Raw genomic sequence first — 23,061 nt, forward strand, 5'->3', positions numbered from 1 at the left:
TTCGTTACACACCTGAATAAGCCATAAATCCTCCATCGACAGGAACGGTGATCCCGGTGACAAAACCGGAATAGGATTCATCTGCCAGCCAAAGAAGCGTGCCGAGCAAGTCCTCCGGTTTTCCAAAGCGCTTCATCGGTGTTCCCGCAATAATTTTGTTAGAACGTCCGGTTAAGGTTCCGTCTTGGTTAATCAGCAGATCATGATTTTGTTTTGTCAGAAAAAAGCCTGGGGCAATCGCATTCACCCGCAGTCCGGTTTCGGCAAAATGAACGGCCATCCACCTCGTAAAATTATTGATCGATGCTTTGGCGGCACTGTATGCCGGAACCTTCGTCATGGGTGAATAAGCACTCATGGATGAAAGATTGATAATCGCCGGAGAATCGGCCTTCAGCAGCTCTTTTCCAAATACTTGAGAGGCCAGAAACGCACCGGTGAAGTTGGTGGAGAATACAGTTGAAAAGCCTCCCTCATCCATATCAAAAAAGGATTGGCCTTCTCCCGCTTCTTCATATGTCTCCACATCGGTTATCGCGTCAGGATGATTGCCGCCAGCTCCGTTAATTAACAGATCGACGGAACCGAACCGGCCGAGGATGTCGTCCTTTGCCTGCACCAGTGCCCCCCTGTCCAGCACATCCGCAGAAACAGAGCATGCTGTGTCCCCAGCCTCCTTAATCTCCTTCACGACAGCTTGGCCTTTTTCAGCCGTCCGATTCAATATCGCCACCTTCATGCCATGACGGGCAAGCTCCCGGGCCATTGCAGAGCAAAGCACCCCGCTGCCGCCAGTGATGACAGCCGTTTTACCAGCCAAGTTCTCATGCAGCGGGATCATACTTCCACCTCTTTTTTTGCCATTGCTTCATATGCGTCCCACAGTCCGTTCAAGTACATGATGCCAAGGGCCCGATCGTATAAGCCATAACCCGGTCGGCATTTCTCGTCCCAAAGATGGCGCCCATGATCCGGTCTGACATATCCTTTGTAATCCTGCTTATGCAGCTCTTCCATCACGCCTTGAATGTTGATCGAACCGTCTTTCGTCAGATGAGATGTTTCAATAAAATCGCCATTCTCATAAATTTTCACATTGCGAATATGTGAAAATGGAGCAATGCCGGCATACGTCTTAGCGATCTCCACCATGTCGTTAGCGGGATTGGCTCCCATTGAACCTGTACAAAGGGTGATGCAATTAGACGGTGAATCCGATATCACCTTTAACCTCTTATAGCTTGCCTCCCCTGTGATAATGCGCGGCAGTCCGAAGATCGGCCATGGCGGGTCATCCGGATGAATGGCCATTTGAACACCGTGACGTTCTGCAACCGGAAGAATTTCCTGCAAAAAGAATGATAGATTGTCCCATAGCTGTTCTTCATCAACCGTTCTGTAGGCTGCAAACAGCTCTTTGATCCGAGCTAATTTTTCGGGCTCCCATCCCGGCAGTGTCATGTCAGATGCTTGCTCCACCGTCCGAATCAGCTCTTGGGGCTCAAGGCTTTCCACCTTGGCTTTTTCAAAAAACAGAGCGGTTGATCCATCTTCCAGAGGACGGAACATATCCGTGCGTGTCCAGTCAAAAACCGGCATAAAATTGTAGCAGATGACTTTCACGCCGTATTCAGCAAGGTTGCGTATCGTTTGTTTGTAGTTTTCAATATACCGGCCGCGTTCTTCGTTTCCGAGTTTAATCGCTTCATGAACATTCACGCTTTCTACCACTTCAGCATGAAAACCATAGGATTGAATATATTCGGTCTCAGCTCTAATTTCTTCTTTTTCCCACACGTCGCCGACAGGTTTTTGATGGAGAGCCCAGACGATGCCTTTGACTCCGGGAATTTGCTTCACGTGTCCAAGTGTGACTGTATCGTTGCCTCGGCCATACCATCGGAATGTTATATTCATGTTTACACCTCCGGATTCAGTCGATTAATCAAACGTGATGACAGCTTTCCGTACTTGATCTGGGTGCTCCTTGATAAACTGAAATGCGTGATGGACGTCATCTATTGAAAATGCATGGGTCACCAGCCCGTTATGCGCTAACCGTCCTTTATTCAAAAGCTCTACCACTTTTGGAAACTGATTGGTCTGCAATCTCGATCCGGTTATCGTGACTTCTTTTTTTGTAATCGGCAGCTGAGAAATCTGTGCCGCTCTTTCGTCAAATCCAAGCACAACCACATGTCCCGCCGGAGAAACGGCCTCAACTGAAAGCTCAAAAGTCGCCGGCAGGCAAACAGCATCAATGACCACATTGGCTCCTTCATTCCCAGTCCATTCCCGGACCCGCTCGGCAACATTTTCTGCTTGGGCATTCACGATAGCGTCGGCACCGTTTTCTTTCGCGAATGCCAGCCGCTCGTTGTTCAAGTCAGTCATCATGACGGCAGCGCCCGCCAGCTTTGCCATTTTTAACACACAGATCCCGATGGGCCCCGCTCCCTGGATCAGAACGGTATCTCCTTTTTCCACCTGGCCTCTCCACACTGCCTGTGCGCCTATCGTGTAAGGCTCGGCCATGACCGCCTCCTCCCAAGGCAAGTCCTTTGAGATCGCGTGAAGCTGCCTTTCCGGAAGCACAATATATTCCCGCATGCCGCCGTCCTCATGTACGCCAAACACAGAAAGCTTGGCGCAAACATTCGGGCGCCCTTTGCAGCAGGCGTAACACGTTCCGCAATAAGAAATCGGCTCAATCACTACGTGGTCACCGACTTTTAGGCTCTGCACATTCGCACCAACTTCCTCGACTTGTCCCGTTACCTCGTGTCCGATGACTCTCGGGAGGGTGGCGAGCGGATTCGTGCCATGATAAATATGCATGTCTGAACCGCAAATCCCGACTCGCTTGACTTTTACGAGCACTTCATCATCCTTTGAAAGAACCGGCTTCTTCATCTCCTCTGTCACCAGATCATTCGCTTTTCGCACTTGAACCGCTTTCATTTTTCTCACCTGCTTTTTAAGAATTCATACACGCTCCGAGCGATTGATATTCCGTGTATCTTATTTCTTTCTTCATGCAGCTGCTCGATCTCGCCGGGCACATACACTCTCTCGACTCCAACGGCCGGCGGTGACTGCTGCAGTTCATCGAGCATGGCATCCATCTGCTCTAAAAACGTATCCCGGTCGGTAAAAAAGGACGGATTGATTGCGCAAACGTAATGCCCCAGCTTTCTTTTTTGATCAAGGCCGCTGTACATTTTTGCTATATGAGGCCCAAAAGCCGCGCCCGCCAGCAACCCGGAAAACACATCCACGACAATTGAGAGTCCATAGCCTTTCGGGCCGCCGAATGTTGAAAGTGAAACGACCTTGTCAGGATCAGTTACTGCTTCTCCGTTTTCATCGACTCCCCATCCTTCAGGAATGTCTTTGCCCTCTTCACGTGCCTGCAGAATCTTCCCAAAAGCCACTTTGGAGGTCGCCATATCCAGAATAAACGGTTTTTTATGCTTAGACGGGACACCGTAAGCAATCGGATTTGTCCCTAAAAAAGGAGACCTCCCCCCAAATGGAACAACAATACTGTCCGTATGCGTCATTGCCATTCCGATCAGCTTTTCGTCAGCCGCTTTTTGCACAAAATAGCTGAGCGCTCCGCAATGGCTGCTGTTTATGGCCGTGACCATGCCGACACCGTTTTTCTTCGCCATGTCAATTGCACGGTCCATTGCCATATCACAGATCACGTGGCCGAAACCGTCATCACCATCGAGCACCCCGGTCACAGGCCCCGTTTCTTTAAAAACAGGATGTGCTTCGGGATTGATCCCTTCCGCCCTTAGCCTGTTCACATAGTGCTCTGTTCGCAGCACGCCATGTGAATGTACGCTGCGTAAATCAGCGTGCACGAGGACATCTGCTACTTTTTCAGCGCCTCGTTCATTCAAACCAGCACCGGTCAGCTTTTGCCGGACGAGTTCCTTTGCTTCTTCAGCCGGTATCGTTACCGTTTTCAATCAAGTGCCTCCTTCCTTTTCAGTTCTTGGGCACTCCCTAGTGAAAACCCTTACAAATATATCTTATTTACAAATTATTTTAAATATTCTTTATATTATGCTCTTAGCCCTTTTGATGAAGATCCTGAACGATCTGTGCATGCTGCTGGTCTGTGAGCTTATAAAGAAAGCCGATAATGATCATCGCTAATGCCAAAGCAATAGCCGGATACAGAAGCAGAAGCGCTTTGATTCCGATCAGCGCCTGTGCTGTCTGGACTGCATTCGGCATATAGCCGATAAGCCCCAAACCGATGCCCGAGAGAAAACCGGACAATGACTGAGCAAGCTTTCTGGAGAAATTAAAAAGTGAATATGTCGTTGCTTCTTTCCGTTCACCGGATTTCCATTCGCCATAGTCAATAATATCGGAGACAAACGCCCACGTAATGCCATTTGGGATACTGATTCCGATAAAGGCGATGCTGGCAAGGATCGTAAACACATAAACGTTTGACGGAAGCATAAAGTTGGTCAGATCGGCGGCTACACTGATGCCGAAGCCGATCATTGCCGTTCGTTTCTTTCCAAACATCTTGACGAGCTTTGGCAGGAATACGACGCCCAAAAAGGAAGAACCGATAATAATAAAGTTCATATAAGCCATTAATTCAACATTGCCCAGGTTATATTGTGCGAAATAGACTAGCATGGCGGATTTAATGTTGTATGCGGAAATTGAAAAAATCGTCATTAAGACAAGGGTCAGCAACGGTTTATTCGTAATAAATGTTTTGACGACAGAAGAGAGTGTTAATTTTTCTTTTGGCGCTTCTGATATGACAATGCGCTCTTTGCAGTTGCGGTAGCAAATATAAAACCAAAGCACACCGAGTGCGGCGAATAAGCCCATGACCACCGGGTAGCCGACCTTCGGATTATCAAATTTGACGAGTAGCGGCATCACGGCAACACTTGTGATAAACAAGGCTCCAAGTGATCCGATTTGGCGGAAAGTCGAAATGGAGGTCCGATCCTCAGAATTTTGTGTCATCGCTGCCCCTAATGAACCGTACGGAATATTCACAAATGAATAGCCGATGCCCCAAATCATGTAGGATGCATATGCATAAATCAGTTTTCCGGTCGTTGATACATTAGGAGACAGAAAAATAAGAACAGTAAGCACCGCAAGCACGATGCTGCCGATTAATAGATAAGGCCTGAATTTCCCCCGTTTGCCGATATTTTTGCGATAATCAATTGATGAGCCGACAATCGGATCTGTTATCGCCGCAAACAGCTTGCTGACTAAAAAAATGCCGCCGGCCATCGCAGCCGGGATTCCCGCTACATCAGTAAAATACTTCAATAAATAAATCTGGCCGAGATCAAACATAAAACCGTTGCCAAAATCACCAAATCCATAGGAAATTTTCTCTTTCAATGAAAGCCTTTTCTCCGTTTCGATCGACACAACCTTATTTGCCAGTTCAGTTCGCATCTTCCACCTCTGTGTCTTAAGAATTTTCGGGTAGTGGTCCGCTCAGGATGACACATGATTGTGATGCTGAGCGGACATTTGGTTACACGTTTGCTTTCTCTTCTTGAAATTGAAAGTAGTGTTTCGCATTGTCATAGCAAATTCCCTGAACAATGTTTCCCAAAAGCTCGATATCATACGGCACTTCGCCGTTTTCCACCCATTCCCCGATCAAATTGCAGACGATCCGCCTGAAATATTCATGGCGCGTATAGGAAAGAAAGCTTCTGGAATCGGTGAGCATACCGATAAAGCGGCTGAAAAGCCCGACATTTGACAACGCTTTCATTTGTTCTAGCATCCCGTCTTTTGTATCGTTAAACCACCAGGCTGTGCCGAATTGTATTTTTCCCGGGGTAACACCGTCCTGAAAACTATTGATCATGCTGGCGATGACATAGTTATCGTTTGGATTAAGTGAATATAAAATCGTTTTCGGCAGATGGTTCTTCATCTCAACTGAGTTCAGCAGCTTGTATAAAGGCTTGGCAATTTCTTCATCATTCATAGAATCATAGCCTGTATCAGGTCCGAGCCTCTTCATCATTTTTGTATTCGTGTTTCTTAAAGCGTTGATATGAAACTGCATCGCCCAATCGAGCTCCGTATACAAACCACAAAGAAACTGAAGCGTATACGTCTTAAATTTCTTCTCATCTTCATAAGAAACACCTGTTCCTTGTAATCTGTCAGAAAAAATCCGTCCCGCTTCCTCTTTTGTCGTTTCGGCAAATACCATTGAATCTATCGCATGATCAGACACTCTGCCGCCTGCTGAGTGGAAGAATCGCACCCGTTTTTCTAACGCCTTTAGAAACTCGTCATAAGTTGTGATCGAAATGGCTGCTGCATCTTCAAGTGCCTGCACCCAATGAGGAAAGCCTTCACGATTGATCTCCAGTCCCTTATCCGGCCGAAATCCCGGCAGCACGCTGACAGGAAAATCTTTCTCTTCTTTTAATAATAGATGGTATTCAAGAGAATCGACAGGGTCATCAGTTGTGCAAACGACCTTTACATTTGATTTCACGATCAAATCCCTTGCTCCGAAGCCTTCTCCTTGAAGCAGTTCATTCGTCCGTTCCCATATAGCCGGCGCGGATTGCTCATTCAAAATCTCATAAATTCCAAAAAAACGCTGCAGTTCTAAGTGAGTCCAATTGTAGAGCGGATTGCCGATCGCCATCGGCACGGTTTTCGCCCAAGCCATAAATTTTTCTTCATCAGTCGCATCGCCGGTAATGTATGTCTCTTCAATCCCATTGGCTCTCATGATGCGCCATTTGTAATGGTCTCCATACAGCCAGGCTTCTGTGATGTTTTGAAATGTCTTATTTTCATAGATTTCTTTCGGACTTAAGTGGCAGTGATAATCAATAATCGGCATGCCTTTCGCATAATTGTGATAGAGGCTGACAGCGGTTTCATTTTTCAACAAAAAATTTTCGCCCATAAAGGGTTCCATGTCCTCACCGTCTTTCATTCTATTTCAAAATGTTAACGTTAACATTTTGATTTGGTTTTATTTTACCTTTATATTCCTCTGGGATCAATCTCTTTTTTTGAAAATGAAATGTTAACGTTAGCAAACAAACGAAAAAAAGACATTGCCGGAAAGCATCCCGAAAGGAACGCTTTTGGCAATGTCCGAGTCCAAAAAAGGATTAGTAAGCTAAGCTGAAAAGTCCTTTGATGTGTGTTAAGTAGCGTACGTTACTTGCTTCTTTCATCAAGGAAGCAGGAAGACCTTTAAGCGGTGTAGAATTTGCACCAATAATGGCAACCGCGTCTTTGCGTCCAAGACTTGCAAGTGTACCAGAGTTTACTGGCTTGAATGTTTCAAGCGTTTTGCCTTCTAAGTAAGCGAATAGGTTGTAACCGATCAGCTCACCCATTTGCCATGCGATTTGTGCAGTTGGCGGATATGGACGGCCGTCTGGAGCGAAGTAAACTGCGCTGTCACCGGCAACGAATACATCTTCATGAGATGTAGATTGCAGGAAGTCATTTACTGTCGCACGTCCGCGGTTCACTTCAAGACCTGATTCACCGACTAATGGGTTACCTTGAACGCCGCCAGTCCAAACAAATGTGTTGGCAACAACTTTTGATCCGTCTTTCAGATCAATTACGTTTCCTTCTACATTTGTAACAGGAAGACCTGTTAAGAACTCAACGCCGCGTTTTTCAAGGCTTGCAGTCGCACGTTCGATAAGATCATCCGGAAGAACAGGAAGGATTTTCGGACCTGCTTCAACCAGTTTCAATTTGATTTCTTTATGGTCTACGCCGTATTTTTTCGCAAGGTTCGGCATGATGTCAGCAAGCTCACCGACAAGCTCAACACCTGTTAAGCCGCCTCCGCCGATAAGGATTGTTGCATCTGCTTCGTTTTTCGTTTGAGAGTACTCGCGCACACGATCTTCAACATGTTGGAAGACTTTGTTCGCATCAGCAGCAGATTTCAATACCATGCTGTTTTCTTCAAGACCTGGGATGCCGAAGTAAGCCGTTACAGAACCAAGACCTACAACAAGCGCATCATAAGATAATGTAGAACCGTCAGCAAGCGCAACTTCTTTTTTATCAACAGAGAAAGAGTTTACTTCCGCGATTTTAAGATCAATGTCTTTGCCTTTGAAAAGTTTTTCTAGTGGCATTGCAACCGCTTTTTCAGACACGTTGCCTGCTGCAAGACGGTGTAATTCCGTAATGATTTGGTGAGTTGGGTATTTGTTTACCACTGTCACGCGTGCTTGTTCTTTTGTGTAATGTTTGCGAACTGTTAGAGCAGAAAGAACTCCGCCATAACCAGCGCCTAGAATGACAATATGTTTTGACATCGTATATCCTCCGTCCTTTATATCAATTTGAATCTGAGATTATTTTTGGTTTTCGCGTTCGTTCATGACTTCAAGGTAGCTGTTAGCAAAACGGAACAGCTTTTGAGCTTGAGGATCTTTCAGCATACGCAACAGGCCGAAAAGACCAATTGTTTCGTTGCTTGCATCCGCGCGGTCTTTCGCTTCGATTGCAGTCGCGGCTACTTCTTTCGCTGTTTCTTTTACAGGCTCAAGAATTTCAGTGATCGCACCGACTGTGTCGCTTTTTAACACTTCGTCAGTTGCTACAGATTGAGCGAAATCATAAGACTTCGTTAAAATATTCACTAACTCAGTCAGCTTTGGAAGCTGGTCAACTAAAACGGTCAGTGATTCTTGAACTTCTGGCTTTAACAGCTGATCAATAAGATCTTGCTGGCTTTGGCTGACAGACGCATTTGTTTGATCGATTGTTTCTGGCATATCCAATTCTCCTTTACTATAAGCAGTTTGCAGATTTTTTTGGAAAGGGTAGTGCCTCTCCCTGGTCTCATGCTTGAAGGCATAAGAATAAGGATTGTGAATTCATGCACAATCATTTACAAAAATAAATGTTTACTACCCAGTTTTTCATCTTGCCATATTCAGTATTATTTTTATCTCAAAAATAAACAATTGAATAAGTCAAAAATCCTTTACTCTCTCTGAAAATAGCAAACACAAAAAACTCCAATTCGATTACCTTCTATATGATAACACTTTTTGAACAAAATTTGAACGTGAATTGCTTCGATTATGAAATTAATTTATTTGGAGCCCGTGTCATAACATTTCTCCGGCACTAGTTATTGACAATCCATCAATTTCTCCCCTTCACTTTACCCATATTTCCAAAAGAGGACCCCTTTTTCCTGTGATCGGGTCATTCGCCGGCAATGAGACCTGCTTGATCTGTTTCACCGCTTCCTCCCGTTCATTCGGCTCTCCCGTCTTCATATCATACTGAACGCCTCCCGGATAAGCGCCAATGACGGTAAAATCGGAGCTTGCGCTTAGCTTTTTATGGCCGACTCCGGCTGGAATCACGACTGTGTCGCCAGATTTGAAAGGAATGGCAGCCCCTTTTTCTCCCCCAAACTGAATCACAGCCTCTCCCCGTACTGCAATCAGCACTTCATGCGTATTGCTGTGATAATGATGGTATGGAAAAACACTCCCTGACCAGCTGTTTGACCAGCCATGCCGGTTGACGATCAGCTCTGCCTGACCAGTGTCCTTGAGCGTGTTTTGATACACAACGAGCGGATAATCAGGGTGGTTCGGAATCCTGCCGTCATCCTGAAAGAAGTACGTCTGTATCTTTGCTTCCATCAATGTCACCTCCTATTTTTTGTCTTCCACACATAGCGGTTTGTAAAACATGATGTTTTTCTCACGATTCCATTGATCTGAATAATACCGAATAGTATAGTATAAAAAATAATGCCAAAATGAGGGATATCATGAAAGCAATCATTATCGGAATATTAGCCTCACTCTTTTTCGCCGTTACCTTTATTTTAAACAGAGCGATGGAGTTATCCGGAGGCAGCTGGCTTTGGAGCTCTTCGCTGCGCTTTATTTTTATGGTGCCGTTTTTATGTTTGATTGTCATCATGAGAGGGACATTCGCTCCTCTCTTACAAGAGATGCGGAAAAAGCCGTTCTTTTGGATCAAATGGAGCTTTGTCGGCTTCGTGCTTTTTTACGCGCCGATCACATTTGCGGCTGCATACGGTCCCGGGTGGCTTGTAGCCGGAACTTGGCAAATTACCATTGTAGCCGGCGTGCTCTTATCTCCTTTGTTCTATGTCCAAAAAGACATGCCGGCCGGTTCGCAGCTCGTTCGGCAAAAGATTCCCCTTGTATCACTTGGCACTTCCGTGATCATCCTGATCGGAGCGGCGCTGATTCAGCTTCAGCATGCAGAATCGCTTTCCGGGAAGATGCTGCTTTTCAGTGTGCTGCCGGTTGTTATTGCGGCTTTTGCCTATCCGTTAGGAAACCGGAGAATGCTCGAAGAATACGGAGGCCGGCTTGATACATTTCAGCGTGTGCTGGGAATGACCTTGGCAAGCCTTCCGTTCTGGCTTATAGTAGCAGCGTACGGCTGGTGGTCAGATGGCCTACCGACAGCGGGACAAACCGTTCAATCCTTTATCGTTGCCGTCAGCTCAGGCATCATTGCGACCGTTTTATTTTTCTGGGCCACTGATATGGTAAGAGACAATCCGCAAAAACTCGCAGCCGTTGAAGCAACTCAATCAGGTGAAGTGATTTTCGCGCTGCTTGGTGAAATTGTTCTGCTGTCAGGCGTTTTCCCGTCCCTTTTATCAATTGCCGGTTTATTTATTATTATTGCGGGGATGGTGTTACATACCTTCGCTTCACAGCCGAGAATACCGAAAAAGAAAACACAGTCAAATCTGACCGCGTAGCATCTGCCGGAGAATGGGTGAAAGCCTGTTCTCCTTTATTTTTGCTACCAAAAGGCATCTGTTTCACGTTATATTTAAATATAGGTTCAGCCTACTTATACTGAAAGGTGATTAATGTAATGGAAGCAAACGATCAAACACAAAACATACCAGCCATCTCCTTCAGATCAGTCAGAAAAAGCTATGAACAAGATGGACAAACTTATGATGTGTTGCAAGACATCACCGGAGACATTCAACAGGGCGCAATCGTGGCCATTTTAGGCCCTTCCGGATCAGGCAAAAGCACCCTCCTTTCCATGTGCAATTTAATGAGAACGCCTGACAACGGCGAAGTAAAAATATACGGAAAGGAAGTCAGGGAATGGAATGTCAATAAGCTGAGGCGAACGGCAGCACTCGCGTTTCAATCGGCTCCCGTCCTCGATGGGACAGTGCGTGACAATCTAAGTCTGGTCCAAAGGCTGCATCAATCCCAGCTGTACTCCCCTGAAGAGCTTGCTTCTCTAACAGGACTGTCATCAGATCTGTTAGACAGAAGCGCCAAGGATTTATCGGGCGGACAGCGTCAAAGACTGTCACTAGCCAGAACACTCGCAAATCCTTCCTCTATTCTATTGTTGGACGAAATTACGTCGGCCTTGGACCCGGTTTCTGCTCTTGAGGTTGAAGAGCTGATCAAAAAGCAGCATCAAGAGAAAAAGCTGACGGTCATGTGGGTGACTCATAATATGGAGCAGGCAAAACGAGTAGCCGATACCATTTGGTTTATGGCGGATGGCCGGCTGCTGGAAATCGCAGAAACTGAAACATTTTTCTCTAATCCGCAGCATGAAACAGCCAAAGAGTTTTTGAAGGGAGGTACCCGGTAATGGATTACCTTTCCCTCTCTTTAACGATGATCTTTGTTTTGATCGCCTTGTTTTTATCAAAATCCTTTAAAGCCGGCGTAGAAAAAGACATGATCATTGCCACCATCCGAGCTGCGGTACAGCTGCTTGTCATCGGTTATGTACTATCGCTGATTTTCCGCGGAGACCATCCTGTTTTTATCCTTCTGATGGTGCTGTTAATGCTGGCAGTGGCAGCGCAAAATGTCATCAAACGAAAGAAAAATACAATCGGTTCGTTTTGGAGAGTGTTCGCGGCGTTAGCGATTGTAGAAATTGTGACGCAGGGAATTCTCTTGTCTCTTCATATCATCCCGCTTACGGCCCGATATGTCATTCCGATCAGCGGAATGGTCATCGGAAATTCGATGGTGCTCGCAAGTTTGTTTTTAAACCGGCTCAGCTCTGAAGTCGGCGTGCGTAAAGAGGAAATTCAGTTAATATTGTCTCTTGGAGGCACACCGAAGCAATCTATACAGCGTATTCTTACTTCTGCGATGAAAATGAGTATGATCCCAACGCTGGAAAGCCAGAAAACACTTGGGCTTGTTCAGCTTCCAGGCATGATGACAGGCCAGATTTTAGCGGGTGCGGACCCGATTCAGGCAGTTCGCTTTCAGCTCTTAATCGTGTTTACAACGATGGCGTCCGCCGCGCTGACATGTGTGATCTTAAGCGTGCTGACATACCCGTCATTATTCACCGCGCATCAGCAGCTGAAGCAGAATGGATGACAGACAAAAGCCACTTTCCCTTGGAAAGCGGCTTTTTGTACGGGTTATTCCTTTTCTTCATAATACTTGGACAGCTCAATAATCATCGCGCCCATCCGCTCAATCTCCGGAGCAAGCAGTCTTGTGATGCCTTCTTCCCGCAGTGCTTCAGCAGTCACTTTTCCGACAGCCGCAGCGATGGCGCGCTCTTCGAATACGGTCTTCACTTCATCGATATAGCCGCGCTCCTTGGCAAACTCAAACAGGGAACGAACCTGAATTGCCGTTGTAAAACAAACGGCATCGATCTCATTGTTTATCAGCTCTCGGCATAACCGCTCCACCGTTTCCTCCTCCGGCGGGATGTGCTGATAAGGCAGAATCGGCAGGACAGACGCGCCTTTTTCTTCAAGAAATGCCATGAGGGCCGGCGCTTTTTCGCCATGAAGCTGCACCATGACTGTTTTTCCTGAAAAGTCGTGAGGCTCCAAGGAACGGATTAAGCCTCTTGTTGTCCCGTCTTCATCCGAAGCTTCCGGTGTGATTCCAAGCTTTTTCAGTGCAGACAGCGTTTTGTATCCCCGGCATGCCGTTTTTGCCTGGCGAATGGCTTGCAGAAACGCATCTTTCATACCGATTTTCTCAGCCATATCGATAAGAGTCTCCAACCCGATGCCTGTCGTGAAAATGACCCAGTCAGCTTTTTCTTCCGCAAATGTTCGCAAATCCGGCTCCACCTGCTTCTCTGCCAAGTAAACCGTTCCTTGGAGAGGCCGGATGACAGGAGTTCCACCCTGTTTCTCAATGATCGTGCTGATTTCTTCCGTTTTTCGGGAGCCCCCGATTGCCACGCGTTTTCCATGTAATCCTTTTCCCATACCCGTTTCCTCTCCTCTTTGCATAGGCTTTTTATGTATACAAGCTTAATAAAGCTATTGTGGCGCATACAAAGGGAGAAATCAAGATAATTCCAAGCCTCTACTATCCATTGAATACGCCGGAAGCTTGCTGTAATATAAACAGCAGACACGTTTGCTAACGGAGGATCGATCATGGAAACAAAAAAAGAAGAATATGAAACAAAAGGCTACGATACATCGATCGTTTACGAATTCAACGAATATCCGGACGTCCGCAGCGGGCGCTGCGACAATTGTGATTACACACTGTTCAAAAGCTCTGTAAAAGGCGGAAAATTTCTTAGAGAATGCCGGAGATGCGGGATGAAAAAAAATATTTAAACAAAAAACCGAAATCGTATTTTGATTTCGGTTTTTGTGATTTATTGCAGGATAGCTGATTTTTTCATGAACGCTTCAATCTCAGCTGCCGCACGCTCCGCTCCGCCTGCTTCTTTTACATCCTTTTGCATATTCTTGACGCGGCTGAGCACCTCTTGATCATTGGATACGGCCTGCACTGCTTCCTGTAGCTTGGCCACACTAACGTCCTCTTTCGGCAAATAAACACCAAGGCCTAATTCATCGACACGCTTAGCAGTGAGCTCCTGCTCATACATTTGCGGAATAACGACAAGCGGCACACCTGCATTCATCGCCTCCATCGTACTGTTCATCCCGCCATGAGAAATAAACAAATCGGCTCTCTCCAATACCTCAAGCTGCGGCACACTTTGGCGAATGGTAAAGTGAGCAGGAATATCATCCAGGCTTTCAGGATCAATCGTTTTCCCGACCGACATGATCACTTGCCATGAAGAATTCCGAAATGCCTCGATGCACATCTTGTAAAATTCCGGCCATGCGTTAAACGCCGTTCCCAATGAAATCAGCATAACCGGGCGATCATCCTTTTCAATCAACAGGCTTTCTTGTTCCGTCCGTTTTCCAAGAGATGGGCCGACAAAACAGAAACGGTCATCAAACGTCTCATGCTGAATCTGAAAGGACTTCGGCATAAAGACAATATTTAATGCTTCCGGCACAGCTAATTGTTCAAATGAAACAGCCGGCAATTGCTCTTGCTCCAAGTAGGCTTTAAATTCAGCCTCTGCTTCTCTTATTTTTTTCAGCATGTCTTCACTTCCGAGCTGAAAGGATTCATTTTGGGCATATGATGAACAGAGCTTGATAACCGGCACATTAAGCTTATCAGCAAACAATTTTCCCGCCAGGGCGATAAAATCATAGATAACCAGATCAGGCTGATCATCCTGATATAAATCCTCAAGCTGCGGTAGAATGCTGAGTGATTCTTTCAAAAGACTGAGCGTCGTCTCATTCTTTTCCATCATCTCCCTGATTTGCTTAGGATCAATATTCAAGGAAGTATGATAGATCAATGCTTCTGCACCTGCTTGCTGAACAGCAGGCGCGAACTCCTCAGTCGTCGCATACGTAACACGGTGCCCTTTCTCACAAAGCTTCTCCACTAATGCAAGCGTAGGATTGACATGCCCGTACGCCGGAATATTGATCATCGAAATATGGTGCTTTTTCATAAATTTCCAGTCTCCTTTTTATTAAATTTTGACACGGAAGCTCTTTAATCCGTATATCACGCTGTTTTCAATCGGAGTGATACTGACGCATTCCATATGAGAGAAAGCAGAAATCAAAGATGTTAACGCAATATTTGCTTCAAGACGGGCAAGCGGTGCCCCAAGACAAAAATGGATGCCGTGGCCAAACGCGATATGCGGATTGGGATGGCGACGGATATCAAACATGTGCGGCCTGTCAAACTTCGCTTCATCACGATTTGCTGATGCCACAAAAGCCAGAACCATATCTCCTTCTTTTATCAGGTGCCCCCCGATCTCCGTATCCCGTTTGGCAATGCGCCTCAAAACCGGGGCAGGCGCCCTGAAACGCAGGGCCTCCTCGACTGCCTGAGGCATCAGTTCAGGATGGCTGCGCAGTTCAGCGTATATATCCGGCGTTTCTAATATGCTGTACATCGCATTTGAAATCAGGTTTGTGGTGGTTTCATTCCCAGCTACCAGCAGCAGCGTGCAAAACGGAATCAGCCCTTCTCCGGACAGCTTTTCGCCTGTTTCTTCCGCTTTTACTAAAATTGAAATGATGTCCTGTGCCGGTTTGTTTCGCTTTTCTTCTATGATGCCGGCAAAAAACGCGGCCAGTTCTTCCTCGCACTTGTTTCGTTCTTCCAAAAAGGCTTTTTCAGCTTCTTCACTTTTATCCTTCGGTGTGCTGACCAGAAGATCAGACCATGCTTTAAACTGATCCATATGCTCCGAAGGCACTCCCAGCAGCTCAGATATCACGATAACCGGAAGCGGGTATGAAAAATCGTGAACAAGGTCAAACTCACTTCGCCCTTGAAATTTTTGAATCAGTTCATCTGTGATTTCCTGAATTCTCGGTTCCCATTGCTTCATCACACGCGGTGTGAAGGCTTTATTCACTACAGAACGGATTTGCGTATGCCTTGGCGGGTCCATATTAATGATGGAATTCCCGATAGAGCTTGACTGCTGCGGCATATAACTGGAAAACACCTCTTTATCCCCAATAACTTTTTTGACATCATCATAAAGAAAAACGCTCCACACTTGATTTTCTTCATCATAGGAAACAGGCGCTTCCTTTCTCATCGATTCGTACCATGGAAACGGATGATACGCATCCTGTTTGTTTTTTCCATTGAGCAACGCTCGCTGCAAGGCTTGCCGTCGGTTTAACACATTCACGTATTGTCACTCCCCTTGAAAGAATTCAGCAATTGACGCTCTTCTTCACCTCCCGCTTTCGAAAAAGAGAGGGACAATCAAGTATAGACAGATTGGATAACAGCAGGCAGGCGATCATGATGTCCGATGCAGGCATCATATATTCCCCCTCGAATTTCGTTCATCTTACCATAATCTTTCAATTTTTTTCTATTCAGCACTGTCGCTTTGGCTCACAACGTGACCTTAGACATAAGCATGTAAATTCACTATGCATTCAATTGCACACACTCCGACAGAAAACACCCCCTATTCTCAATCAATAGCACTAACCCCAAAAATGACTTTTCCATTATATAAACCAAGCTGATTCTATGATTAAATAGAAGGTAAAAGGTGAAGGAGAGAACAACATGGCAGCACAGACCAATTTCAAAAAACAAGTTGTCGGCATCCTACTTTCACTTGCATTTGTATTGTTTGTGTTCTCTTTTTCTGAGAGACATGAAAAACCGCTTGTTGAGGGAAAAAAGCAGGAAAACTGGCATACTGTCGTTGACAAAGCCTCTGTCGAGATTTACGGCAGCCGATTAGTTGAAGAAAACAAATTAAAGCAAAAACTCGGCCATAAACAAGCCGATTCTATTTTGACTCTTCTGAAACTCTCCAGCGAAAAACATATTGCGCTATAAAAAAAGAAAGAGCCTTCCTGGCTCTTTCTTTTTTTAGTCAAATATCGTTTTCTTGTCCGGATGACGCAAAAAGTCAAACAAAACGCTGAGCTGTGAAGGTGTGTTTCGTTTTGGAGAAAGCGGCGGGAGCCTGTCTTCAAGAAAAAAAGCGGCGTGATTCGTCTCAATTCCTATTTCCCCCTGATCGCCTGTTATGCTGCATTCAATGAATATCTTATAGTAATGATACGGCTGAGGCGGATGAGGATGCTTATGGCTGTCTAGCACGGCCAGCAATCGAGACGGTTCTGTATCGTACCCCGACTCTTCTTTGATTTCCTTGATCACATTTTCTGCTGGTGATAAACCAATCTCGCAAAACCCGCCCGGAAGCGACCACAGCTCATCGTGCTTCTCCCGGACAAGCAAAATCTGATTCTCTCGAAATACTGCGCCGCGAACATCCGCTTTCGGTGTCGGATAGCCTTTCTCGCCCTTCCATAAATCAGTGATGACTTCAATTTCCGTCTGCGAGTAATCCGCCATCATCTCTACGCTGAGATTCATCAGCTCTTCGTATCTTTCCCTGTCATATACATCCTTGGAAAAAGCAAGCCCTGCCTGTGCGATCGCCTGAATCCGCTGCGCCCGTTTCAGCCATTTGGTTTGCACTTTTATCACTCATCCCTTCACGTTATTTGTCACTATAAAAAAAGCACGTTTTTCCCCTGATGAAAACGTGCTTTTTTTAATGTTATTTATCTAATTTTATCAAATAATCTATATTGTATTTTGCGCTTTCTTCAATTCTATCACTTCTAGTATCTGTTAAAAAAGGGTTATACACTAATGTGTAATTTTTCTGTTCCCCTTTAGGTATTACATAACTAACTACTCCTGTCACCTTTTTTCCTGACGCCAGATTTCCCCCCAAAAACATTTTTCCTTTATCTTCTAAAGAAATGACAGAACGAACTGATTTATTCTTCCTGTCTTTCAGATCTAATCCTAATCGGCTGTATTCCATTGAACCTTTTCCAACGTATTCCAGGGTCACTTCTATAATTAACCGCTCTTCATCACCTTTTACTGTTTTTATTTTATCAGATTCTTTTCCACCCAAATCTCCATATTGGCCATTCTGTTCACGATCCACTTTATTCACCGTAAAATGAATATCATTTGCTTTAATCGTTTCTCCTATTTTATGTATTTGATCATCTTTTTTGTTCTTCGGCTCACCGCCTTCTTTCAATTCCTTATCAAGTTCCTTTTCAAGCTCTTCTTGCGATTTTTTCTCTTTCGGTTTTTCCTTCTCTGACGCATCGCTTGATTGGCTGCACGCAGATAGCGCAAACCCGATCGTCAAGACAAACAATACTAATAAGACTTTTTTCATGACTGTTCCCCCATCTAAAGTAATCGGTTTCTATTATAATCAGATTTTTCCTTTTCCTAACAGGTAATAAAGTAACAATTATTTCTATCTCATTCATCATAAACTTACTTCTTTCTAGTATTTGAACATTTTAGACTAGTCCATTAGACCCTTTTCATCAAAAAACCCGAGCTGGCAGCAGCCGGCTCGGGCAGGTAATCAATCTCGCTTATTCATTTCCCTTTTCTCTCGGGGTTCCTGGTGATGTTTTTGGTGCTCCGGAGGCTGCGTCGTGCGTTCCAGCTCCTTTGTATCTTGTCCCATTCCTTTCAAAAAGGAGAAGAGCAGCGTAACTGCTTTGTTGATTTCCGGGTCTTTGAGCGAACGGATGATATCAAAATAACCTGTTTTCTCTTCGCTGTTCTTCTGTTCCACCGCGTTTGCCACACCCGCATTCACTTTCAAAATGAGAGGCTCCAGCTGTTTTACGTCCAGCATGCCGAGCGTTCCAAACAGAAGAAGCAGATTTTTCAGCGTATTGGCCGTTTCCTCTGTATCTGCCTTTTTCACTAGGATATCAAGGACTTTATCTCCTTGGCCAAAAAGGCCGCGGAGCAATGGAAGGACGCCGCGCTCGTTCATGTGGCCGAGCATTTGCAGCGTTTCAAGAATGGCTTCCTTATTTTCGACTAATGCATCTTCAATTTCTTTCATATCACGCTTTCGCTGATCCTCTTCGGTTACCTCGATTTTTTGAATTCGTTTAATCGCTTTAGCCATTATGTCCGATCCCCCTTTTCACTGCGTCGCCAGGAAAAATATAATCCTTCCGCGCCCATTTCTTTTGTACCTGCACACCGATTTGCGGCTGCGGATTGCCGTTGCGGTGATTGATGTTAGGAAGCGGATTGGTTCCGTCGTGTTTCAAAATTTCCATTTTGGCTGATGTTTCTTTGTATGCAGGCGTATCGGTATCCTTATCGGCATGGCTGCCTGTTAACAGGTTGATCGCCGCTTCCCCTGAATCGTTCATTGGCAGGTATACTTCCTTCCCTTTGACACGATCCGTTATCAGGCACTTCACTTTGACATTTCCGAAAGGCGATGTGAGTCTGACAAGGGTTCCGTCCTGAATTCCCCGTTCTGCCGCAAGCTCAGGAGAAATTTCTAAGAACGCTTCCGGTGTTTTCTTCGAAATGCCTTTTGATTTGTAGGTCAGGTTTCCTTCGTGGAAATGCTCCAAGAGCCGCCCATTGTTGACATGGATATCATATTCCTCACCGAATTCTTCAGGCTCTGTCCACTGAACAGGATAGAGAATGGCTTTGCCGTCCGGGAAAGGAAAGCGCTCTGTAAAGAGTAAAGGCGAATCTTTTCCATCAGCGTTTACAGGCCATTGAAGGGAATTGTAGCCTTCAATGCGTTCATAGGTGACGCCGGCATAAATCGGCGACAGCATGGCTGCTTCCTCCATAATGTCTCCAGGGTGCCCATAGTGCCAGTCAGCGCCAAGCTTATTGGCAACCTCCATAATAATCTGCCAGTCAGGCTTTGATTCGCCCAGCGGTTCAAACACCTGATACAGCCGCTGAATACGGCGTTCTGTATTAGTAAAGGTGCCCTCTTTTTCAAGGCTCGGGCTCGCAGGAAGAACAACATCAGCAAACTCGGCTGTACGTGAAAGGAAAATATCCTGCACCACAAAGAAATCAAGCTTTTCATATGCGGCATGTACATGATTGATATTGGAATCGACCAAGCCCATTTCTTCACCTTTTACATACATCGCTTTCAGCTGGCCGGAATGGATTTTTTCGATCATTTCGTGGTTGGTCATGCCCGGCTCCTTCGGCAGCGGCACACCCCACGCCCGCTCGTATTTTTGGCGGACTTGTTCGTCCGTTACTTTTTCATAGCCCGGCAGTCTGTCAGGCATGCTTCCGAAGTCACTTGCTCCCTGCACGTTGTTATGGCCGCGCAATGGGTAAGAACCTGCTCCCGGTTTCCCGTAGTTTCCTGTCACAAGCAGCAGATTAGAGATTGCGGTGCTCGTGTCGCTTCCGCCAATATGCTGTGTCACGCCCATTGCCCACAATGCGCACACACTGTTAGCTTGGCCAATCATCTCCGCCATTTGGATCAGGGTGTCTTGATCAATTCCGGTTTTCTCCTCGGCATATTCAAGGGTATATGGTGCCAGGCTTCTTACATATTCATCCCGTCCGTTCACTTTTTCCCGCAAAAAGCGTTCATCGGCCTTGCCGTTTTCAATTAAATATTTGGCGATGGCATTCAGCCAGACGATATCTGATCCGGCACGCGGCTGAACAAATAAATCAGAGCGCTCTGCCATTTCGTGTTTTCTGATATCCGCTACGATCACTTTCTGCCCTCTCAGCTTATGAGCCCGTTTAATGCGAGTGGACAAGACCGGATGTGACTCTGACGTGTTCGAACCGATAATCAACACAAGATCCGCTTGCGCGATATCTGTAATCGACCCTGAATCACCGCCATAACCGACTGTCCGGAACAGACCGGCAGTCGCAGGAGATTGGCAATAGCGCGAGCAGTTGTCCACATTATTTGTGCCGATGATCCCTCTGGCCAGCTTTTGCATGAGATAAGATTCTTCATTTGTACATTTAGAAGATGTAATAAAAGCGAGTGAATCTGGGCCAAACTCTTCTTTTAAATCCGTGAACTTGCTGGCGATCAGCGATAACGCTTCCTCCCACTCCGCTTCACGGAAACGGTCGCCTTCGCGGATCAGCGGCTTTGTCAGGCGTTCCTCGCTGTTCACGAAATCCCAGCCGAATTTCCCTTTTACACAGGTAGAAATGCCGTTGGCTGGCGCTTCCTCCTGCGGCTCGACTTTCAGAATGTCTCTGCCCTTTGTCCAGACATCAAAGCTGCACCCCACACCGCAATAGGTGCAGACGGTTTTCGTTTTCTTGATTCGTTCATCACGCATGGCGGATTCCATATCAGAAATGGCGAGAATCGAGCCGTAACCTGTCTCTACGCCTTTTGTAATCTCGATCATCGGACGGAGCGTTTCGTTATCAATGCCTGTTAAATATCCGGCTTCCCCTTCCATTCCTTTTTCCATCATCGCGTTACACGGACAGACAGTTGAACAGTGGCCGCATGATACACACGACGACTCATTGATCGGCACATCATTATCCCAAATGACGCGCGGGCGCTTCCGTTCCCAATCAATGGTCAATGTTTCAGTTACCTGAACGTCCTGGCACGCTTCGACACAGCGGCCGCACAAAATACATTGATCCGGATCGTACCGGTAAAATGGATGGGATTCATCCTTATGGTAAGGTTTATGATCAAACGGGATGCTTTGGTGATTGATTTTCATTTCCTTCACCGTATTATGTATTTCGCATCCCCCGTTGTTGTAATCGCAAACTGTACAATAAAGCTCATGATTATATAAAATCTTGTCCATCCCGATGACCTGCGCTTTTTTCACATCAGGCGAAAGCGTATCAATGACGTCCCCATCCTTTAATTCAGCTGAGCACGATCTTTTCAGCTCACCATTGATGCTGACTATGCACGTATCGCATGTTTCAATCGGCCCTAAGCTTGGATGATAGCAAACTTGCGGCACTTCAATTGAACTGTTATTCAAAAGCTGCAGCACCGTCTGTTCCTCGGACGCCTCCATTTCAACGCCGTTTATTGTGATTTTTTTCTTGTCAGCCATCTCCATTCCCCTTTCTTGCTTGTATATACCGAATTACCCATTTCAGTTCCCCTACAAGGACTCAGCAAAACATACAAAGCGCACCCACATGTTTTATTGCATAAACACCGGGAAACGAGATGGTAGATGATAAAGGAGGGATCAACATGAAAAAAACAATGTCTGTTCTAACCTCGGCAGCCGTACTGACAGGCACACTTTCCAGCTTTGGAGCGGCGTCCTTTTCAACACCGGCAAAGGGCGTAACTCAAACAAACACGCTCTCTGAAAACACAAACCAATCAGCCGCCGAGCTTGTCAAAAATCTCTACAGCACCGCCTACACAGGAGAAATGCCTCAGCAAGCGCAAGGCCTTACCGTTAACAAAAGCACGAAAGGCGATGTCCACGCTGCACTAGGGGAACCGGAACGACCATCTGGAGGAGACAATCGGTTTGATTTATATCACTGGAATATGGGCCAGCCGGGCTACGGATTTTCCTATCATAAAGACATGACGATTTCAGAAATCCGCTACTTCGGAACCGGCGTGGAACGGCAGCTGAATTTAGGCGGGGTTACGCCGGAAGTGCTGCAAAATAAAATAGGCCCCGCGAATCGAGTGTTAACCGTCCCGTTTACCGATGAAATCGACTATGTATATGACACAGGCCGATATGAACTTCATTTTGTAATTGGCAAGGACCAGACCGCTGACCATGTAAACCTTAAAGCAAAATAAAACCATCATGCGGCTGCTCGGCCGCTTTTTTATTGGACAAATAAAAGATATATTCCTTACAATACATGGGAGATCAATTGGAGACGGGGTATCAATTTTTAATGAAGCGATATCGATGGATATATGCAGCTTTCACCTTACTGATCATCGGGATGGGGCTGGGATCTAGAGCATTCTCCAATGTTCTTCCGGATGCCGTCAATCCTTATCTCGGGGACTCGCTGTGGGCCGCCATGATCTTTACGGGATGCGGGTTTCTATTTCAAAATCTGAAGACAATGATGACGGGCATTATCAGTCTTACTTTCTGTTTTATCATTGAAATCAGCCAGCTGTATCACGCCGAATGGATCGATCGGATCAGAGACACTTCTCTTGGCGGTCTTGTTCTGGGATACGGATTTTTATGGAGCGATATCGGAGCGTATACAGTCGGAATTGCCGCCTGTGCCGCCATAGAACTGCTGGTTCTGGGAATCAAAAAGCGCCGCAATATGTGACGCT

At 45.9% G+C, this 23,061-nt stretch carries 23 protein-coding genes; 7 read left to right on the forward strand and 16 right to left on the reverse strand.

Annotated elements, in window-relative coordinates; all coding sequences use genetic code 11:
- Positions 1-4: 4 nt before the first annotated feature.
- From CVV77_RS06205 to CVV77_RS06245, 9 genes are all read right to left on the reverse strand, one after another.
- Positions 5-841: an SDR family oxidoreductase gene (locus tag CVV77_RS06205; protein ID WP_100274859.1), complete on the reverse strand. Its 837-nt coding sequence runs from the start codon at positions 839-841 to the stop codon at positions 5-7.
- Positions 838-1,917 carry a mannonate dehydratase gene (uxuA, locus tag CVV77_RS06210; RefSeq protein ID WP_100274860.1) on the reverse strand — a complete coding sequence of 360 codons (1,080 nt, stop codon included), beginning with the start codon at positions 1,915-1,917 and terminating at the stop codon, positions 838-840. The genes CVV77_RS06205 and uxuA overlap by 4 nt, the downstream gene beginning before the upstream one ends.
- A gap of 24 nt (positions 1,918-1,941) precedes the next feature.
- Positions 1,942-2,961 carry a zinc-binding alcohol dehydrogenase family protein gene (locus CVV77_RS06215; protein ID WP_100274861.1) on the reverse strand — a complete coding sequence of 340 codons (1,020 nt, stop codon included), beginning with the start codon at positions 2,959-2,961 and terminating at the stop codon, positions 1,942-1,944.
- 5 nt (positions 2,962-2,966) lie between these two features.
- Positions 2,967-3,980 carry an ureidoglycolate dehydrogenase gene (allD, locus tag CVV77_RS06220; RefSeq protein WP_100274862.1) on the reverse strand — a complete coding sequence of 338 codons (1,014 nt, stop codon included), beginning with the start codon at positions 3,978-3,980 and terminating at the stop codon, positions 2,967-2,969.
- A gap of 103 nt (positions 3,981-4,083) precedes the next feature.
- Positions 4,084-5,463 carry an MFS transporter gene (locus CVV77_RS06225; RefSeq protein ID WP_100274863.1) on the reverse strand — a complete coding sequence of 460 codons (1,380 nt, stop codon included), beginning with the start codon at positions 5,461-5,463 and terminating at the stop codon, positions 4,084-4,086.
- A gap of 82 nt (positions 5,464-5,545) precedes the next feature.
- Positions 5,546-6,967: a glucuronate isomerase gene (gene uxaC / locus CVV77_RS06230; protein ID WP_100274864.1), complete on the reverse strand. Its 1,422-nt coding sequence runs from the start codon at positions 6,965-6,967 to the stop codon at positions 5,546-5,548.
- Positions 6,968-7,166: 199 nt separating this feature from the next.
- The gene (locus CVV77_RS06235) at positions 7,167-8,345 is read right to left on the reverse strand and encodes an NAD(P)/FAD-dependent oxidoreductase (RefSeq protein ID WP_088111095.1); all 1,179 of its coding nucleotides are present in this window, start codon (positions 8,343-8,345) and stop codon (positions 7,167-7,169) included.
- Positions 8,346-8,384: 39 nt separating this feature from the next.
- The gene (locus CVV77_RS06240) at positions 8,385-8,807 is read right to left on the reverse strand and encodes a DUF1641 domain-containing protein (protein ID WP_003239166.1); all 423 of its coding nucleotides are present in this window, start codon (positions 8,805-8,807) and stop codon (positions 8,385-8,387) included.
- 390 nt (positions 8,808-9,197) lie between these two features.
- Entirely contained in the window at positions 9,198-9,695 is a 498-nt protein-coding gene (locus CVV77_RS06245; protein ID WP_100274865.1) for a cupin domain-containing protein, read from the reverse strand.
- A 131-nt stretch (positions 9,696-9,826) separates the two neighbouring features.
- Between CVV77_RS06245 and CVV77_RS06250 the strand changes: the two genes are divergently transcribed.
- The 3 genes from CVV77_RS06250 (at position 9,827) to CVV77_RS06260 (ending at position 12,425) form a co-directional block, all read left to right on the forward strand.
- Positions 9,827-10,801, forward strand: coding sequence for a DMT family transporter (locus CVV77_RS06250; RefSeq protein ID WP_100274866.1), 975 nt, complete (start codon positions 9,827-9,829; stop codon positions 10,799-10,801).
- Between the two features lie 119 nt (positions 10,802-10,920).
- Positions 10,921-11,673, forward strand: coding sequence for an ABC transporter ATP-binding protein (locus tag CVV77_RS06255; protein WP_100274867.1), 753 nt, complete (start codon positions 10,921-10,923; stop codon positions 11,671-11,673).
- Positions 11,673-12,425: an ABC transporter permease gene (locus CVV77_RS06260; protein WP_088111099.1), complete on the forward strand. Its 753-nt coding sequence runs from the start codon at positions 11,673-11,675 to the stop codon at positions 12,423-12,425. The genes CVV77_RS06255 and CVV77_RS06260 overlap by 1 nt, the downstream gene beginning before the upstream one ends.
- Positions 12,426-12,469: 44 nt before the next feature.
- Here CVV77_RS06260 and CVV77_RS06265 read toward each other — a convergent pair whose 3' ends face one another.
- A complete protein-coding gene (locus tag CVV77_RS06265) occupies positions 12,470-13,282 on the reverse strand; it encodes a uroporphyrinogen-III synthase (RefSeq protein ID WP_100274868.1) in 813 nt (270 codons plus the stop codon).
- 174 nt (positions 13,283-13,456) lie between these two features.
- On the opposite strand from CVV77_RS06265, the gene CVV77_RS06270 reads away from it, so the two are divergent.
- A complete protein-coding gene (locus tag CVV77_RS06270) occupies positions 13,457-13,645 on the forward strand; it encodes a DUF8096 family protein (protein WP_014113438.1) in 189 nt (62 codons plus the stop codon).
- A 41-nt stretch (positions 13,646-13,686) separates the two neighbouring features.
- On the opposite strand, the gene CVV77_RS06275 is transcribed toward CVV77_RS06270, so the two are convergent.
- The gene (locus CVV77_RS06275; RefSeq protein ID WP_100274869.1) at positions 13,687-14,865 is read right to left on the reverse strand and encodes a glycosyltransferase; all 1,179 of its coding nucleotides are present in this window, start codon (positions 14,863-14,865) and stop codon (positions 13,687-13,689) included.
- Positions 14,866-14,886: 21 nt separating this feature from the next.
- On the reverse strand, positions 14,887-16,077 hold the full coding sequence (gene yjiB, locus CVV77_RS06280; RefSeq protein ID WP_100274870.1) for a monooxygenase YjiB: 1,191 nt from the start codon (positions 16,075-16,077) through the stop codon (positions 14,887-14,889).
- 392 nt (positions 16,078-16,469) lie between these two features.
- On the opposite strand from yjiB, the gene CVV77_RS06285 reads away from it, so the two are divergent.
- Entirely contained in the window at positions 16,470-16,748 is a 279-nt protein-coding gene (locus CVV77_RS06285) for a hypothetical protein (protein WP_019258109.1), read from the forward strand.
- A 33-nt stretch (positions 16,749-16,781) separates the two neighbouring features.
- Here the strand turns inward: CVV77_RS06285 and CVV77_RS06290 are convergent, their stop codons facing one another.
- From CVV77_RS06290 to fdhF, 4 genes are all read right to left on the reverse strand, one after another.
- A complete protein-coding gene (locus CVV77_RS06290; protein ID WP_100274871.1) occupies positions 16,782-17,408 on the reverse strand; it encodes an NUDIX hydrolase in 627 nt (208 codons plus the stop codon).
- 73 nt (positions 17,409-17,481) lie between these two features.
- Positions 17,482-18,126: a DUF4352 domain-containing protein gene (locus CVV77_RS06295; protein ID WP_100274872.1), complete on the reverse strand. Its 645-nt coding sequence runs from the start codon at positions 18,124-18,126 to the stop codon at positions 17,482-17,484.
- A gap of 198 nt (positions 18,127-18,324) precedes the next feature.
- On the reverse strand, positions 18,325-18,885 hold the full coding sequence (locus CVV77_RS06300; RefSeq protein ID WP_100274873.1) for a helical membrane plugin domain-containing protein: 561 nt from the start codon (positions 18,883-18,885) through the stop codon (positions 18,325-18,327).
- The gene (gene fdhF, locus CVV77_RS06305; protein WP_100274874.1) at positions 18,878-21,835 is read right to left on the reverse strand and encodes a formate dehydrogenase subunit alpha; all 2,958 of its coding nucleotides are present in this window, start codon (positions 21,833-21,835) and stop codon (positions 18,878-18,880) included. The genes CVV77_RS06300 and fdhF overlap by 8 nt, the downstream gene beginning before the upstream one ends.
- 146 nt (positions 21,836-21,981) lie before the next feature.
- On the opposite strand from fdhF, the gene CVV77_RS06310 reads away from it, so the two are divergent.
- On the forward strand, positions 21,982-22,557 hold the full coding sequence (locus tag CVV77_RS06310) for a YjgB family protein (protein WP_100274875.1): 576 nt from the start codon (positions 21,982-21,984) through the stop codon (positions 22,555-22,557).
- Between the two features lie 101 nt (positions 22,558-22,658).
- Positions 22,659-23,057: a ribosomal maturation YjgA family protein gene (locus CVV77_RS06315; RefSeq protein WP_100275148.1), complete on the forward strand. Its 399-nt coding sequence runs from the start codon at positions 22,659-22,661 to the stop codon at positions 23,055-23,057.
- Positions 23,058-23,061: the final 4 nt, after the last annotated feature.

The sequence above is a fragment of the Bacillus sp. SN1 genome, assembly GCF_002796895.1.
GTDB lineage: Bacteria > Bacillota > Bacilli > Bacillales > Bacillaceae > Bacillus > Bacillus inaquosorum.

Coding starts and splice junctions, on each gene's coding strand:
- CVV77_RS06295 (WP_100274872.1), bottom strand. CDS start 18,126: ATGAAAAAAGTCTTATTAGTATTGTTTGTCTTGACGATCGGGTTTGCG.
- CVV77_RS06225 (WP_100274863.1), bottom strand. CDS start 5,463: ATGCGAACTGAACTGGCAAATAAGGTTGTGTCGATCGAAACGGAGAAA.
- CVV77_RS06205 (WP_100274859.1), bottom strand. CDS start 841: ATGATCCCGCTGCATGAGAACTTGGCTGGTAAAACGGCTGTCATCACT.
- fdhF (WP_100274874.1), bottom strand. CDS start 21,835: ATGGCTGACAAGAAAAAAATCACAATAAACGGCGTTGAAATGGAGGCG.
- CVV77_RS06265 (WP_100274868.1), bottom strand. CDS start 13,282: ATGGGAAAAGGATTACATGGAAAACGCGTGGCAATCGGGGGCTCCCGA.
- CVV77_RS06275 (WP_100274869.1), bottom strand. CDS start 14,865: ATGAAAAAGCACCATATTTCGATGATCAATATTCCGGCGTACGGGCAT.
- CVV77_RS06240 (WP_003239166.1), bottom strand. CDS start 8,807: ATGCCAGAAACAATCGATCAAACAAATGCGTCTGTCAGCCAAAGCCAG.
- CVV77_RS06285 (WP_019258109.1), top strand. CDS start 16,470: ATGGCAGCACAGACCAATTTCAAAAAACAAGTTGTCGGCATCCTACTT.
- CVV77_RS06260 (WP_088111099.1), top strand. CDS start 11,673: ATGGATTACCTTTCCCTCTCTTTAACGATGATCTTTGTTTTGATCGCC.
- CVV77_RS06300 (WP_100274873.1), bottom strand. CDS start 18,885: ATGGCTAAAGCGATTAAACGAATTCAAAAAATCGAGGTAACCGAAGAG.
- CVV77_RS06270 (WP_014113438.1), top strand. CDS start 13,457: ATGGAAACAAAAAAAGAAGAATATGAAACAAAAGGCTACGATACATCG.
- CVV77_RS06245 (WP_100274865.1), bottom strand. CDS start 9,695: ATGGAAGCAAAGATACAGACGTACTTCTTTCAGGATGACGGCAGGATT.
- uxuA (WP_100274860.1), bottom strand. CDS start 1,917: ATGAATATAACATTCCGATGGTATGGCCGAGGCAACGATACAGTCACA.
- CVV77_RS06235 (WP_088111095.1), bottom strand. CDS start 8,345: ATGTCAAAACATATTGTCATTCTAGGCGCTGGTTATGGCGGAGTTCTT.
- CVV77_RS06315 (WP_100275148.1), top strand. CDS start 22,659: ATGAAGCGATATCGATGGATATATGCAGCTTTCACCTTACTGATCATC.
- CVV77_RS06255 (WP_100274867.1), top strand. CDS start 10,921: ATGGAAGCAAACGATCAAACACAAAACATACCAGCCATCTCCTTCAGA.
- CVV77_RS06215 (WP_100274861.1), bottom strand. CDS start 2,961: ATGAAAGCGGTTCAAGTGCGAAAAGCGAATGATCTGGTGACAGAGGAG.
- uxaC (WP_100274864.1), bottom strand. CDS start 6,967: ATGGAACCCTTTATGGGCGAAAATTTTTTGTTGAAAAATGAAACCGCT.
- CVV77_RS06310 (WP_100274875.1), top strand. CDS start 21,982: ATGAAAAAAACAATGTCTGTTCTAACCTCGGCAGCCGTACTGACAGGC.
- CVV77_RS06250 (WP_100274866.1), top strand. CDS start 9,827: ATGAAAGCAATCATTATCGGAATATTAGCCTCACTCTTTTTCGCCGTT.